This is a genomic window from Chryseobacterium sp. 7 (genome assembly GCF_003663845.1).
In the GTDB taxonomy this organism is placed as follows: domain Bacteria; phylum Bacteroidota; class Bacteroidia; order Flavobacteriales; family Weeksellaceae; genus Chryseobacterium.
On record NZ_RCCA01000001.1, the window covers coordinates 3348609 to 3363662 of the forward strand.

The 15054-nt window shown below is 35.4% G+C and carries 12 protein-coding genes and 1 pseudogene; 2 read left to right on the forward strand and 11 right to left on the reverse strand.

Features of this window, described 5'->3' with window-relative positions; genetic code table 11:
- Positions 1 to 42 precede the first annotated feature (42 nt).
- The 3 genes from CLU97_RS15295 to speB form a co-directional block, all read right to left on the reverse strand.
- Complete coding sequence (locus tag CLU97_RS15295; protein ID WP_121489761.1) at positions 43 to 651, reverse strand: alpha-ketoglutarate-dependent dioxygenase AlkB family protein; 609 nt, start codon at positions 649 to 651, stop codon at positions 43 to 45.
- Between the two features lie 164 nt (positions 652 to 815).
- Entirely contained in the window at positions 816 to 1658 is an 843-nt protein-coding gene (locus CLU97_RS15300; protein WP_121488704.1) for a bifunctional helix-turn-helix domain-containing protein/methylated-DNA--[protein]-cysteine S-methyltransferase, read from the reverse strand.
- Between the two features lie 69 nt (positions 1659 to 1727).
- The gene (gene speB, locus CLU97_RS15305) at positions 1728 to 2585 is read right to left on the reverse strand and encodes an agmatinase (protein WP_121488705.1); all 858 of its coding nucleotides are present in this window, start codon (positions 2583 to 2585) and stop codon (positions 1728 to 1730) included.
- A gap of 209 nt (positions 2586 to 2794) precedes the next feature.
- Between speB and CLU97_RS15310 the strand changes: the two genes are divergently transcribed.
- Complete coding sequence (locus tag CLU97_RS15310) at positions 2795 to 3454, forward strand: HAD family hydrolase (protein ID WP_121488706.1); 660 nt, start codon at positions 2795 to 2797, stop codon at positions 3452 to 3454.
- A gap of 195 nt (positions 3455 to 3649) precedes the next feature.
- On the opposite strand, the gene CLU97_RS15315 is transcribed toward CLU97_RS15310, so the two are convergent.
- The 6 genes from CLU97_RS15315 to CLU97_RS15340 all read right to left on the reverse strand — a co-directional run bounded on the left by CLU97_RS15315 (position 3650) and on the right by CLU97_RS15340 (position 10997).
- Positions 3650 to 5044, reverse strand: a complete 1395-nt coding sequence (locus tag CLU97_RS15315; protein ID WP_121488707.1) for an arginine decarboxylase — start codon at positions 5042 to 5044, stop codon at positions 3650 to 3652.
- Positions 5045 to 5166: 122 nt separating this feature from the next.
- The gene (locus tag CLU97_RS15320; RefSeq protein WP_121488708.1) at positions 5167 to 6042 is read right to left on the reverse strand and encodes a tyrosine-protein phosphatase; all 876 of its coding nucleotides are present in this window, start codon (positions 6040 to 6042) and stop codon (positions 5167 to 5169) included.
- A gap of 212 nt (positions 6043 to 6254) precedes the next feature.
- A complete protein-coding gene (locus CLU97_RS15325) occupies positions 6255 to 6902 on the reverse strand; it encodes a thiamine diphosphokinase (RefSeq protein WP_121488709.1) in 648 nt (215 codons plus the stop codon).
- The gene (locus tag CLU97_RS15330) at positions 6892 to 7461 is read right to left on the reverse strand and encodes a cob(I)yrinic acid a,c-diamide adenosyltransferase (protein WP_041461407.1); all 570 of its coding nucleotides are present in this window, start codon (positions 7459 to 7461) and stop codon (positions 6892 to 6894) included. The genes CLU97_RS15325 and CLU97_RS15330 overlap by 11 nt, the downstream gene beginning before the upstream one ends.
- A 194-nt stretch (positions 7462 to 7655) precedes the next feature.
- The gene (locus CLU97_RS15335; RefSeq protein WP_121488710.1) at positions 7656 to 10076 is read right to left on the reverse strand and encodes a TonB-dependent receptor plug domain-containing protein; all 2421 of its coding nucleotides are present in this window, start codon (positions 10074 to 10076) and stop codon (positions 7656 to 7658) included.
- Between the two features lie 336 nt (positions 10077 to 10412).
- Positions 10413 to 10997, reverse strand: a complete 585-nt coding sequence (locus CLU97_RS15340) for a hypothetical protein (RefSeq protein WP_121488711.1) — start codon at positions 10995 to 10997, stop codon at positions 10413 to 10415.
- A gap of 172 nt (positions 10998 to 11169) precedes the next feature.
- Here CLU97_RS15340 and CLU97_RS15345 point away from each other — a divergent pair, with 172 nt between their 5' ends.
- Positions 11170 to 11661, forward strand: a complete 492-nt coding sequence (locus CLU97_RS15345) for a DinB family protein (RefSeq protein WP_089690008.1) — start codon at positions 11170 to 11172, stop codon at positions 11659 to 11661.
- Between the two features lie 224 nt (positions 11662 to 11885).
- Here CLU97_RS15345 and CLU97_RS15350 read toward each other — a convergent pair whose 3' ends face one another.
- Positions 11886 to 12839, reverse strand: coding sequence for a helix-turn-helix transcriptional regulator (locus CLU97_RS15350; protein WP_121488712.1), 954 nt, complete (start codon positions 12837 to 12839; stop codon positions 11886 to 11888).
- A 57-nt stretch (positions 12840 to 12896) separates the two neighbouring features.
- Positions 12897 to 14623, reverse strand: a pseudogene (locus CLU97_RS15355) (ABC transporter ATP-binding protein).
- Positions 14624 to 15054 lie beyond the last annotated feature (431 nt).

Consider the following 15054-nt stretch of genomic DNA (forward strand, 5'->3'; position numbering starts at 1 on the left):
TGAAGTATATTTTTAGGTTTTGGCTAAAGCCGGATGATTTCTTTATTCCTCAATGGTTCTAAAGGTCAGGTTTACTCTGGGAGTTTTCACTTTTGTGGTGGGAGGAAGTCTGTGAAGCCAGTTGTCTTGAGTAGTTCCTTTCATAATCAATAAGCTTCCGTTTTCCAGGAATACTTCTGCTTTCTCCTTAGTGGTTTTATGTTTAAATAAAAACTTTCTTTCTGCTCCAAAAGTTAGAGAAGCAATGGCTCCATACTTTTTCAGATCTGTTTCACCATCGCTGTGGTAAGCCATACCTTCGCTTCCGTCGTGGTATAGATTTAGAAGGCATGAATTGTAAGTTTCACCAGAAACTTCTTCACATTTTTTCTTCAGTTCCAATAATTCCGGAGTCCAGAATTTAGCATATTTTGTTCTTTTTGAATAGGTATATTCAAAAGCTTTTTCTCCAAACCAGGCTACTTTTCTTTTAGTCAAAATCAGTTTTCCAAAGATTAATGCCTCATCGTTTTCCCATGGAATCTGGTTCAGCAGATAATCATAGTAAAAATCTGATTTTTCTTTTGAAAAAACCTTTCCATAATAATGAACGGTCCCGTCGTTCGGAAGGATATTAAGGGGATAATCGGATATTTCTTCGAAGAGACTCATCATAACCTTCTAATTAAATGTTTTATTACTGTAAAAAGTACAATGTAAAATGTATTTATGACTTTTATTCAAACACAAATTACACCAATGTTTTTCACAAATTACACGAATTTTCACATCAATAGAAATGGACTTTAACCAAAACTGATCAGATATGTTTTATTTCAGGAGTAAATATGTGAACCTTCCCAGCCCACAATCAGCTGTTTTCTTTCACTTCCCCAGCGGTAGCCGCCAAGATGTCCTGTAGACTGAATCACACGGTGACATGGAATAAGAAATGCCACAGGATTACTTCCAATAGCTGTTCCGACTGCTCTGGATGCTTTAGGATTTCCAATTTTTTCAGCGAGATTGCCATATGTAGACAGCTTTCCCATCGGAATGGTCAACAGGCTTTCCCAAACTTTAAGCTGAAAATCGGTTCCTTTTAAGTGTAATTTTATCGTATTGAGTTTTGTCCAGTCTTTATCGAATATGGACAGTGCATTCTTTTGAAGGATGTCTTGCTGCTCAATAAAAGAAGCATTAGGGAACTTTTGTTTCAGTTCCCCAAATGCTTTTTCTTTATCGTCTTCAAAAGCCATATAGCAGATTCCTTTTTCTGTAGAAGCTACTAACAGATTCCCGAAAGGACTCTCAGAAAAACTGTAATGAATATTGAGGCTTTTTCCTCCGTTTTTATATTCTGCCGGAGACATTCCTTCAATCTTTACAAACAGATCATGAAGCCTGCTGGTACTTGAAAATCCTGTCTCATATGCAGCATCAAACAAACTTGCTTTTTCTTCCTTCAATAAATTTTTAGCATGTTCAAGACTGATGAACTGCAAAAACTTTTTCGGACTTGTTCCTGCCCAATCTGTAAAGATTTTCTGAAAATGGGCCGGACTCAAATGAATATTCTCTGCCACTTCCTCCAAACTTGGCTGAAGCCTGAAATTGCTCTGGATATACTCTATCGCCTTAGCAATTCTGTTATAATCTATCTGACTTTGTGTGGACATTTTATTATTATTTTACCTCACAAATTTCCTAAGAATATACGGCAGAAAAAATCCGATTCTTGCGGAATATTAGTTGTTGTTATAAATATCGTAGTAAGCAAGCATTTTGTAATATAGCTTAGCAGAAAGGAAAGCCGTTGGCTTAGCCATTGGAGAATCCATTAATTCTACAATGTCAAATGCTACTACATTACATTTTTCAAATACTTTTCTTAATAATTCCAACGTTGGATACCATTGTAATCCACCTGGCTCAGGCGTTCCTGTAGAAGGTGCAATAGAAGGATCAAAAGCATCTAAATCAATAGTGATATAAACATTTCCTGATACTTTCTCCAATACATCATTGATCCAGTTTTCGTTGTTTGCAATTTCGTGAGCAAAGAATACTCTTCCTTCCGGTAAATATTCCACTTCTTCTACATCCATAGAACGGATTCCCACCTGTACTAAATTATGCTTCTGATTGGCTTCAAAAACTGCACACGCATGGTTGGAAGTAGAACCGTGGAAATCTGGACGTAAATCTGTGTGAGCATCAAGCTGAAGAACCGTAAGGTTTTCAAATTTCTCTCCTACTGCACGGATAGAACCAATAGAAACAGAGTGCTCTCCACCAAAAAGAGTGAATAATTTACCATCATTGTTCAAAAGTTCTTTTGTTTTCTGATAAACGGCTTCCGTCATTGCTTCCGGAGTAGAATTCTCAGAAACTTCACCAGCTAAGTAAACTCCCTGTAGATAAGGTTCTGTTTGAGTTTCAATATCATAAAGCTCCATGTTTTCAGAAGCGTTTAAGAATAATTCCGGGCCTTTATCAGCTCCTTTACCCCATGTTGAAGTTCCATCGTAAGGAACGGTTACCAACATTACTTTCGAATTCTCTAACGTTGCGTTTTCCTCGGGAATTCCTGCGTATGTTCTCATGCTTTATTTAAAAATTTTAATGTTTTAAAATTGAAATATTGGCTACAAAGATACGAAGAGTTTACGAGTTGGAGCGTAAGAGTCTTAGAGAGTTTATGAGTTACAGACTCACCCCTTACTACCTATTATCTGCTACCTGCCACCTATTATCTATCACCTTCCCTTTTCACTCTCAACTCAAATGGTTATTTTTGTACAAAACTCATTATATGCCTTTAAAAGCTGTCCTTTTTGATATGGATGGGGTAATTGTAGATACAGAACCCTTGCATAGAAAAGCTTATTTCAAAACGTTTGATGAACTGGAAATTGCTGTTTCCGAAGATTTATACACTTCTTTCACCGGAGCTTCTACCAAAAGAGTTTCTGAAACATTGATTAAAGAATTTAATTTGAATCAGACTTATGAAGCCATTGCAGGGATCAAAAGATCTCATTTCAAAGATTATTTTTACAATGATGATGAATTTGATTTAATTCCGGGCGTAAGACAGCTGATTGAACATTATTATGAAAACGGAATAAAGCTTATTTTGGCTTCTTCTGCTACTATGGTAACGATTAATATGGTCTTTGAAAAATTCGGATTGGAGCAATATTTCAGCGGAAAGATCAGCGGTGCAGATTTAAAAGAATCAAAACCTCATCCTGAAGTTTTCTTACTGGCTGCCGAAATGTCGGGAGAACCTGTTGAAAACTGCATGGTGATTGAAGATTCTACCAACGGAATTCTGGCAGCTCACAGAGCCAAAATCTTCTGTGCTGCTTATAGAAGTCCACATTCTAAAAATCAGGATTACACGTTAGCGGATACTGTAATTTCTGATTATGAAGAATTGGAACTGGATAAGATTTCAAAATATTTTTAAATAAAAAGCTCTCAGAAAAATCTGAGAGCTTTTGTTTTGTATATACTTTGTCATCTGAACGAGGTGAAGACTTTTAACTTTACTTAATTCTTAATCAAAAACTTAATGGTTAAATTTTAAAACATTAAGTTTTATTTAGTGGTTAAGATTATTAAGGTTAGATTGCTTCGTCACATTCGTTCCTCGCAATGACTTTTATTTATAACCAAGAATTTTCAGGATGTCTTCCGGCTCCTGTTTTTCACGGAAAATTTCGTATTGCAATTCACCGTTTTCATCCTTTTGAATCAGAACGTGTCTCGGCTGAGGCATCAGGCAGTGGTGTACTCCGCCATAACCTCCGATGGTTTCCTGATAAGCTCCAGTGTGGAAGAATCCGATATACAAAGGTTTTGTATCACTGAAAACAGGCAAATAAATCGCGTTGGTATGCTGTTCCGAGTTATAATAATCGTCTGAATCACAAGTTAATCCTCCAAGAAAAACTCTTTCATAGGTATCTTCCCAACGGTTAAGCGGAAGCATGATAAAGTGTCTTGAGATTGCCCATGTATCAGGAAGAGTGGTCATGAAAGAAGAATCAATCATATTCCATTTTTCTCTGTCGTTCTGACGTTTCTGAGAAATGATTTTGTAAAGGTTCGCCCCACTTTCTCCTACAGTAAAGCTTCCGAACTCCGTATAGATATTAGGTTCTTCCACTCCTTCCTCTTCGCAGAATTTCTTGATCTGAGAAACGATTTCTTCTACCATATACTGATAGTCGTAATCAAAGTTTAAAGAAGTTTTGATTGGAAAACCTCCTCCAATGTTCAGAGAATCCACTTCAGGAGCAATTTTCTTCAAACGTGCATATACACGAAGACATTTGTACAATTCGTTCCAGTAGTATGAAGTATCTTTAATCCCGGTATTAATGAAGAAGTGAAGCATTTTCAGTCTTGCATTCGGGTGTTCAGCAATCTTCTGGCTGTAATAAGGAATAATATCTTTATATCCGATTCCTAATCTTGAGGTGTAGAATTCGAACTTAGGTTCTTCCTCTGATGCAATTCTGATTCCGATATTAAAGGTAGAATCGATGCTTTCCGTAAGCTTATCCAATTCTCTGTAGTTATCAAGAATCGGAGTAATATTTTCAAAACCGCTGTTGATCATATCTGAAATCTTTGCCAGATAATCATCGGTCTTAAAGCCATTACAGATGACTTCAATATTTTTATCTACTTTCTCTTTTTCATAAAGAGATTTTACAATATCCATATCATAAGCAGACGATGTTTCTATCGAAATATCATTCTTCAGGGCTTCTTCCAATACGAAATTGAAATGACTGGATTTTGTACAGTAACAGTAGGTATAATTCTTTTTATATTCAATTTTTTCAAAAGCTTCTTTAAACCAGCTTTTAGCTTTCTGAATATTTTGAGAAATTCTCGGCAAATAGCTAATCTTTAGCGGAGTGCCAAATTGCTCTACAACGTCCATCAATGGAACATCGTGAAACAACAAATTGTTCTCAGAAACATTAAATTCCTCTGTAGGGAAATACAATGTCTGATCAATAAGTTCCGAGTACTTTATTTTCATTTCTAAACAAGTGAATTAAGAAATGCAAAATTGCTAAAAAAGTTTCATTTTTAGGTGTTAAAATTATTATAATTTTAATTTAAAAGGCAATATTAAATCGTACAAAAATTTATCTCTGATAATCAATACGTAAACTTTTGAATATACTCGTTTCTTTTGGCATCTGAGATCCCCAATACCTGCTTAATATAAGCATCTGCAGACCCATATTTTTTATTGATCTCCTCAAAAGCGGCATCAAGATATCTTTTTTCTACCCAGCTTAGCTTTTCAAGTACCTTCAAATCCATCTTTGGATAGAGGAAATGCAGATTATTGGCAAGATGGAGTCTTTTCTGAACGAGGTCTTTTCTGTAATTATTAGATAAAAGATATTCATTATAAATAGTCTCCTTATCAAATTTCAGGATCGTAAGAATTAATGCCGTGGTAATTCCCGTTCTGTCTTTTCCTGCAGTACAGTGATAAAGAATCGGATCTTTGGATTCCAGAATTTCTGTAATAATCCTCTTTATTGTTTCCGGATTTTCTGTAACATATTCGCGGTAGAAGTCGATCATTCTTTTATCAGCATCTGAAGCATTTACTTTACCTTTAAGAACCAGTTTTTTGGCCTGAGCCAGCTGATCTCCCTCATCCTCAAACGCTGAATATTTTTTATAACTCATTTCTGAAGGTAACTGGTCCGGTTTTTCGGCAATTTCTTTTGAATTTCTAAGATCAATAATTTCTTTGATCCCCAGTTTTTCAAATTCGTCAAAAGATTTATTTTTAAGCTTATGAAGATGGGCACTTCGGTAGAACTTTCCTTCTTTTAAGGTTCTTCCCTCTACATTTTTGATATTTCCGACAGTTCGGAAATTCGTTACTTTTTTTATTTGAATTACTTTTTCAGTTTCATTTTTTCCATACTCGGGTGTTTCAAAATGCTGTGTTTTGCATGAGAAAAAACAACATAATGAAATGGTGAAAACTGATATTTTGATTAGTTTATTCAATATTTTTAATAAGTTTTGGCTAAAGCCAATTGATTTTATTGTTTTTGTTTAAAACGGGCTGTCTCAAAGTGTCATTCTGAACAAAATGAAATGTAGTGAAGAATCTCATATGTTTGGTTATCACTGAGATTCTTCCTTCGTCAGAATGACAAAAGCCAGATTGTTTGACTTTTGAGACAGTCTCTTCTATGGAAAGGATGATATTTTAATGTTTAGTAGATTGCCGGATATTCTATCTCCGCTATTCCTACAAATAATAAAACAGCTCCAGATTCATATTCCACGGTAATTTCATCATCAATGGCGAAATTCCGGGTTCCAATTCTGGAGGTAATACTTAGGTTTTCATTGGTCAAAGGCCAATTGAGTCCTTTTGTTGTAATATGATTTGCTGATGGAAACGGATAAAGAGAAATCATTCTGTTTTTTACTTCTTTCAGTGTAAAATGATTGGGAATAAAATAATATTCAGAAAACTCATCATAAAATGTAATGTTCATCTGCTCTTTAAATGCATACGCAACAGTAAGGTTTCCCAGAAAATGATCCTGTTCACCTCCGCTTCCTCCCAGAACATCAATGTCTGAAAATCCTCTTTCCTGAATAATTTCCAATGCTTTATGAAAATCTGTTTTTTCCTGATCCAGTGTAAGGATAAATTTTCCCTCATACATATCTTCATCTGATCCGGAGTGAGAATCAAAATCACCGGAAATAAAATCCAGCTTATCCAGAGGAAATCCCATTTTTTTTAAATAATGAAAAGCACCGTCTGTACAGGCAATTAAACCATAATTATCAGGATTGGGTAATGATTTTGGAGCATCTCCGTTAATGAAAAGTAATGCTTTATCTCTCATTCGGGTTCCAGTATTCTTCCGGTTCGTTATTCAGTTTTGAAATATATCTGGCCAATACAAAAAGATAATCTGAAAGCCTGTTTAAATATTTAATCAATTCGGGGCGCACTTCTTCTGATTCATTCAAAAATACCAATGAACGTTCTGCTCTTCTGCAGATGGTTCTTGCTGCGTGTAAAAAAGTAGCCGGTTTTCCTCCGCCAGGCAGAATAAAATACTGAAGCGGTTCCAGCTTTTCATCAAAGGCATCCATCCATTGTTCCAGCTCTTCAATTTCTGTTTCTGAAATAATGATCGGAAGACGTGATTTTCCGTTGGCAAGCATCAACTTATCCACTGGGGTTGCAGCTTCTGAACCTACGGTAAATAAATCGAACTGTATTTTCTTCAGTTGTCTCAACACTTCTTCATCTTCGATATGGCTTTTTGCAATCCCGATGAATGAATTCAACTCGTCTATATTTCCATAACTGTCTACTCTTGCGCTCGCTTTAGAAACCCTTGTTCCGCCGTACAATGCAGTCTGACCTTTATCTCCTGTTTTTGTATAAATTTTCATACTACTAAAATACCTTTTTTTGTACAATTTGAAAAGTAAAATGTAGTAATAACTTTCTGTTCTATCCGAAAAAAATACCTGACATTAATTCTTAATGTCAGGTAATATTTACATAGATAGTTTTTATATCTTTTAAAATTGCTTCCTATTTGTTACATATGATAAAGCAAATGCTCATTCCTTTTATTTACAGGTTAAAATGTATAATTAACATTCAGCTGAAAAACGGTCCCGTTAAATCCAAACTGATTGACCTCCCAAGGATATTTGAACCTTCCTCCAAGATCTGTTACTACATCTCCTTTGCTTTCTATTACATCCGGATAAACATTAAATAAATTATTTACGACTCCGGATACTTTAAGGTCTTTCGTGATTTTATATGTTACCACTAAGTCGGTAATTACTTTACCAGAAAATGTCTGATCTTTGGAAGGATCAGTGGCGTGCTGCCATGTAACAGAACCAAAGTAAGTATTATTAAAGTTAAAATTAAACTTTGAAATATCATACGAAAGACTAAGAATAGTTTTTGTTTTTGGTCTTGCTGTGGTAATTCTGGATTGTTCTTTTCTGTCAAAAAAGTTTTCTGAATACCCATTTTCAGCCAAAATAGGAGGAACAGCAATATTATCTACTATTTTTGTTTCATTATAATTGAATGCAGCAATAATTCCCAATCTTCCTTTGCCAATAGCAGAAGTATTATAATTAGCCACAAAATCTACCCCCTGAGTAACGGTATTTACAGCATTGGTAAAAAACTTCAAAGAGGTTATTTTATTATTATCTAATATTACTTCCACAGGGTTTGTTAGATCCGGACTCCCCGGAGCTCCGGTTTTGTATCCAATATCTCCTGAGAAAAGTACTCTGTCTTTAATTTTTATTCTATAATAATCTGCTGTAATCGTCAGGTTTTTAAAAGGTTTTACGGCAAATCCTCCAGTAATGTTAAAAGCTTTTTCAGCATTTAATTTTGGTACCCCAAGATCTGATCTTACAATTTGAGAGTCATTATTAAAAGTACCCTGATTAGCTACCGTATTCCCTGTAATTTTGGTTTGAACATTGGAATAATAAATCTGGTGTAATGAAGGTGCACGGAATCCTGTAGAAACAGATCCACGGAAAACCAATTTATCATCTAGCAGCTTATATCTTGCATTTCCTTTCCAGGAAACATTATTGCCGAAGTCACTGAAGTTTTCATACCTCACCGTTCCTCCAATTAACAGGTTTTTCGTAACATCCCATTCAGCATTCACATAAGCTCCGATATTCTGACGGTTTTTATTGACTTCATTTTGAGGCTGCAGCCCTGGAAATGATTCTGCACCAGTTCCTATATAAGAGGCTTCCTCTCCTGCTCTTGCTTTATAGTTTTCATTACGAACTTCAACACCAGCTCCTAACACAAACGTACCAAAACTTCGGTTGATGTCTATGTTTCCTATGATATTACTAAACTGATGCCCTCCTGCTCTAAAACGGGTTGGTGAATTGGCTCCCAAAGATGTATTAATGGTATTTGCTACAGCATAATCTACGGCATTAGAGCCAAAGGTCGCACTCCCGTCAAAATTCCATTTTCCAAACATGCCTTTCCATCCGGAGGTTAAATTATAATCATATACATCTGTTTTAAATTGCGGTTGAAATCCGTTATAGGGTTGTCCCTGTGGAGTTAATAAACCAAAATCTGAAGGTACCCAATAAGGTGTTCTATACAAGGCATAGCTGGTTCCATTTCTATACGTTGTTCCTCCAAAAGCATAAAACTTGCCCGTTTCACCTGTTGGCAATTCAAAATTGACAAACATATTGGCAACTTTCGTCTCAGGCTGTCCTATAATCATCCCTAAACCAGGATTAGCCTGCGTCCAGGCATTATCTACACCAAAAAGATCATCTTTTGTAACAGAACCTGCACGGTTAGTTCTATTTTGGGAAGAATAGCCCAATGTAAGGTTCAGGCTTCCGTTTTTTGCAACCCGGATTCCTGTATTAAAATCTGCTCCGATATTAAAGCCGTCTCCTTTTGAAGTAATCCCTGAAAAAAGGTTGACTGTGCTTTTTCCAACACTGTTTTTAAGAATAATATTGATTACCCCTGCAATAGCATCAGAACCATATTGTGCAGATGCCCCATCTCTCAATACCTCTACATTCTGTAATGCGGCAGATGGAATACTTTTCAGATCCGTACCTACCTCACCTTTTCCCGGTGTATCATTTACATAAATTAAAGCACTTTGATTTTTTCTTTTACCATTAACCAAAACTAAGGTTCTGGAAGGCCCCAGTCCTCTTAAATCTGCCGGATCAAAGTGAGCCGTTGCATCAGAAACAGTTTGCTGTGATGAATTAAAAGAGGGTACAGCATAAGTGAGGGCTTTATCAAAAGTAACCTGTCCTGTGGATTTTAATTGTACTGCTGAAATATTATCAATAGGATTTGCTGAGGTAATGATGGTTCTGGGCTTAGTTCTACCCGTAGTAACCACTACTTCATCAATATTGTTTTGTTTTACAGTTTCCTGAGCATATCCCATAGTGCCCGCTCCGCTTAATACTAATGCACAGATTTTTTTATTTAATAATTTCTTTTTCATACCAATTGATAATAATTCAATAAATCTAGTGAAAATATCAATATTAATCATAAAAATAAAACATATAATAACAATTTCTTTTGCTATTAACAAAAATTATATTATTTCATAAAAACAGAAAATTATTTATAAAACACAAAGCGATTTATTAATGATTCGAAAAAAAATTAATCAACAACATCCTATTCGTATAAAAAAAACAATTATTTAACATCAGAAATAAACATGATTTCATTTCTTAAAGGCAAGTAGTTTCCAGTAAATTGGGATCGCTTCTCTTATGGCACGCAATGACAGCGCACAAAAAATGGCCGGGAGAAACCGGCCATATCCAAATTATTTATTTACCTCTACGTATTGTATGATGGTCTGATTTTTTGGGTTGTAGATAATTGTACTACTGTTGGGAAATCTTTTCAGCTTATAATACTGAATGTTTTTATCGGATTTTATATCTTCCAGAATACTGGCATCAAAAGTATTATCAGGAAGGAATTTCGATAGAAAACTTATTTTATCTATGATATTCTGCCCATCAATCTTACGGGCAGTTTTATCAGATTTACTTTCATCGGAAGTTGGCTGGCCTTCCAGAAACGGGAGCAATACCGCAATATCTGCTTTATATTTAAAGATATATCCTTCAGATCTTCCCGGAATCTTAATTTTCTTCCCTTTTTCTTCAGAAACAATAGAAGCTCCGGTGCCACGGAAAACAGTATTAAACTTAACGTCTTCGGAATTAGTTAAAGAATTTATAGATTCATTGACTGTTTTCTTTACTGTTTCTTCTACAGCCTGCTCTGCTTTCTGCTGCACTGTTTCGGTTGTCTTTTGAACAGTCTGGTCAATTTTTTCCTCTATCTTATTGCATGATACTACTAAAAAAGCAGTGACAACAGGCAAAATATACTTCTTCATAATTCTATTAATTGCGATTTTTTTTAGTAATACACTACTCTTCTAACGCAAAAGTACAGCCAATATTTGATGATAAAAAAAATATTTTTTTAAGATCAAAAATCCTACTGACAAACTGTTGTCATAACCCTCTCTTACCTTTGTACCAACAACAAACAAAATAAATAACATTATGACAACTACAGCAACAGCCACTAAACAATTCATGACTTCTGAACAGCTATTAAACGACTGGCAGGGACACAGAAATTTGACAAGAAGAGTGATTGAATCTTTTCCTGAAAAAGAATTATTTGAGTTTTCAGTAGGCGGAATGAGACCGTTTGCAAAACTGGCAGTAGAACTAATCAGCATTGGCGGACCTGCTTTAAAAGGAATTGTAGAAGGAAATATGGAAGCGTACAGTGAAGAAGCATTCAACCCGAAAACTAAAGAAGAACTTTTAAAGAAATGGGATGAGGAAACAGAAGTAATCAATCACTATTTTAATCAGATTTCTGAAGAACGTTTTCAGGAGACTTTCAATTTATTCGGACAGTATGAATTTCCGGTATACCAGAACATTCTTTATTTTGTAGATAACGAAGTTCACCACCGTGGACAGGGATATGTTTATCTGAGAGCTTTAGGAATTGAACCTCCTTTCTTCTGGGAAAGATTCTAATAAAAACAAAAAGGTAAAATTGCAGAAAGGCGAAAACTATAAGAAAAACGATCATTACAATGTCATTGATGAATAATAGTTTTTCTTTAATCTAAACAACTCATATCATTTTTGCGACAAAACAAATTTAGCTTTTTTGTGATTTTGCCTTTAGCTTATTAACCATTTCATTTATTTGCCTCAATGAAGTCTTTAAACCTCAACAGCTGTCTTGTTGGGGTTTATTATTGATGTCTTTCAACCATTTTCACCAGCAACTCTTTCAAACGTATACGAAGACTTTCCGGTTCCAGAACAGTGGCATAGTCTGCAAAAGTGATGACCCATCGTGGGAATCCGTCATTGATCCATTCTGTTTCAAAAGTAAGTTCTACACCATTTTCTGTCTCTACTTCTTCTGTCAGCCCATAGTATTTTTTAGAATTTACCAGATGATTCATTATCTTTTTATCGACCAGAAGTTTGGCTTTGACTTTATTTGCATTTGATTTTTTACGGTAATCATTTACCTGTCCATATTCCTGAAGATAAGGATTCTGCGTTTTTGAAATTTCTAAAATCCTGTCGATCCGAAACTGCCTGAAATCTTTTCTCAATGTACAATATGCCATGATGTACCAGATATTAAATTCAAAAAACATACCGACTGTTTCAATGGTTCTGTTATCTACTCTCCCGTCTACAGTTTTATATCTTATATGGAGCTGGGTTTTCTCTGCGATACTTTCCAGAATAACAGGAATTACATTTTTAAGGGAATCTCCGGAATCTGTATGAAAACTGAAAACATCAATCTGCTTTTCAATATTCTGGATCAGATTCTTATCAGAATGCCTTAATACCGAGCGTACTTTTTCCATGGCCACCTGATAATGACTTCCCAAACTTTGATGAGAAAATTTCTGCATCAGCTTTTCAGCGGTGATGAAACTTAAAACTTCTTCTTTGGTAAACATAATGGGAGGAAGCTTATAACCATCCATTAAAGAATAGCCATTTCCTGCTTCTCCTACAATAGGAATTCCTGCATTTTCAAGGGTTTTCACATCACGGTAAATGGTTCTGATACTTACATCAAACTTTTCCGCCAGATCCTGAGCCCGCACAATAGGTTTAGATTGCAGCTGGGTAAGAATGGCCGTTACCCGATCGAGTTTTTTTAGATAGTGATCATTCATTGTATAACAAAGCTAAAACTCTTTTTTGAGGTTTGAATGATAAATTGTAAAGCTTTTTTAGTTTTCCTTATAAGTATTCACCAGTTTATCAAGATTCAGACTGCGTGCTGAGGCATCAAAAATCTCACGATAGGTTCCTTCTTTGTTGTACAGTTCATCATGGGTTCCATTTTCAACCACCCTTCCTTTTTTCATCACATAAATAACATCAGAATCCAGAATCTGTGACAGCGAGTGTGAAATGATGATCACGGTTCTTCCTTCTTTAATGGCATCCAGCGAGTTTTTAATCTGTTCGGTAGCAATAGCATCCAGACTGGCTGTAGGTTCATCCAAAAAGATGATGGGAGGATTTTTAAGAAACAGTCGTGCAATGGCAATTCTCTGCTGCTGCCCCCCGGAAAGCTGGGTAGCATCATGCTGGTATTTGTCTGGAAGATCCATAATCTGTTCATGCAGATACGCTTTTTTTGCGGCTTCTTCAATTTCTTCAAAGCTGGCATTCATATCTCCATAGCGTATATTGTCTTCTATACTTCCCTGAAAGATATGATTTCTCTGAAGTACAAGACCGAGATCACTTCTCAGAAAAGTATTGTCAAATTCATTGAGATTGACTCCGTCCAGAAGAATTTTCCCGGAATCCGGAAGATAGAATTTACATAAAAGATTAATAACTGTTGATTTTCCAGCTCCGCTTAATCCTACCAAAGCTGTCGTTTTTCCGTTTTCAATTTTCATGGAAACATCATGCAATGCTTTTGTACCATTGGGATATGTGAAATCAACATTTTTCAGTTCAAAAGTTCCTTTGATTTCTTTTTCTACAAAATTTCCGTTCGATTCTGTTTCATTATCTGCATTCAGAATATCGAAATACCCTTCAGCATAGATCATGGCATCGTTCATATCATCATAAATCCTGTGAAGCTGTCGAATAGGTGCAGAAACATTATTAAAAAGCATGATATGAAGCATAATTGCTCCAATAGTCATCTGCTGATCCAACACCAAATAAACGGTTAAAAGGATAATCAGAACGACTCCGAACTGCTCTATAAAAGTTTTTAATCCATCATAAATAAAGTTGGTTTTCCTTGTGATCATCTGGCTTTCCATCAACTCCATCTGAAGATCATATTGTTTTTTTCCTTCAAATTTTTCCCGGACAAAACTTTTAATCACCATAATGGAATTGATCAGGTTCAACAATCCGGATGTTTTTTTTCTCTTTGATTTCTAAGCTGGCGGCGGACTCCGTTCAGTTTCTTTGCCTGAAGCGAACTGATATAGAAGTAAATTGGAACAATAATCGTAGAAACAAGTCCTACATACACATTCTGCATATACATAATGATCAGCGCAATGATGGCATTGGAAAAAAGAGGCAAAATATCAATAAAGAAATTCTGAACCAGCTTTGTCAGACTTTCTATTCCGCGGTCTATCCTGATCTGTAATTTCCCGGACTCATGGTTTTCATCGTTGAAATAAGCAACTCTATAGGTCAGAATTTTATCAATCGCTGATTGCGCCAATACGGAACTTACATTAATCCTGATTTTTTCTCCATAAAATTTCTGTCCGAAGTTGATAAAAATATTTAGAAGTTCTTTTCCCAATAAAATAATAGAAATAATGATGAGAATATGAATTCCTTCTGACATCGGATGCGGAAGATGGGTAAGCTTGGTCACCTCATCCACGGTATATTTCAAAACAATTGGGTTTACCTGTGCTGCCAGAGCTCCCAGAAAAGTAAGAAATAAGGTACCATAAATCATGGGACGATAGGGTCTGATAAAAGGAACAAGCTGCTTATAGATTCCGAATAAAGTTACAGTTCTGTTAAAAGGTTTAGCCATAAATAGAAGTCATTTTAAATGAAAAACGTACCGCTTTCAAAAGAAAAAGGTACGTTTTATTATTATTTTCAGCAAGTAAATGCTTTATATTTTATCCTTCAAACAGATAAGTCGTAAGATAATGCAGTTCTTTTCTGCTGGCTTCTTTAGATTCTGCTTCTGCCTGTTCCAGAGAATATTGGGAATTAATTTCCTTTTTCTGGAAAACAAATGAATTGTTGGCATTTTTATCCACCACATCATTAAAAATATGCTCAATTTCAGAATTTGCTAGTGAAGCAAAACTGATATCTTCAAAACCATACATCAGTCTCAGATCATCAAACATTTTGAAATTTTCATCTACAAAT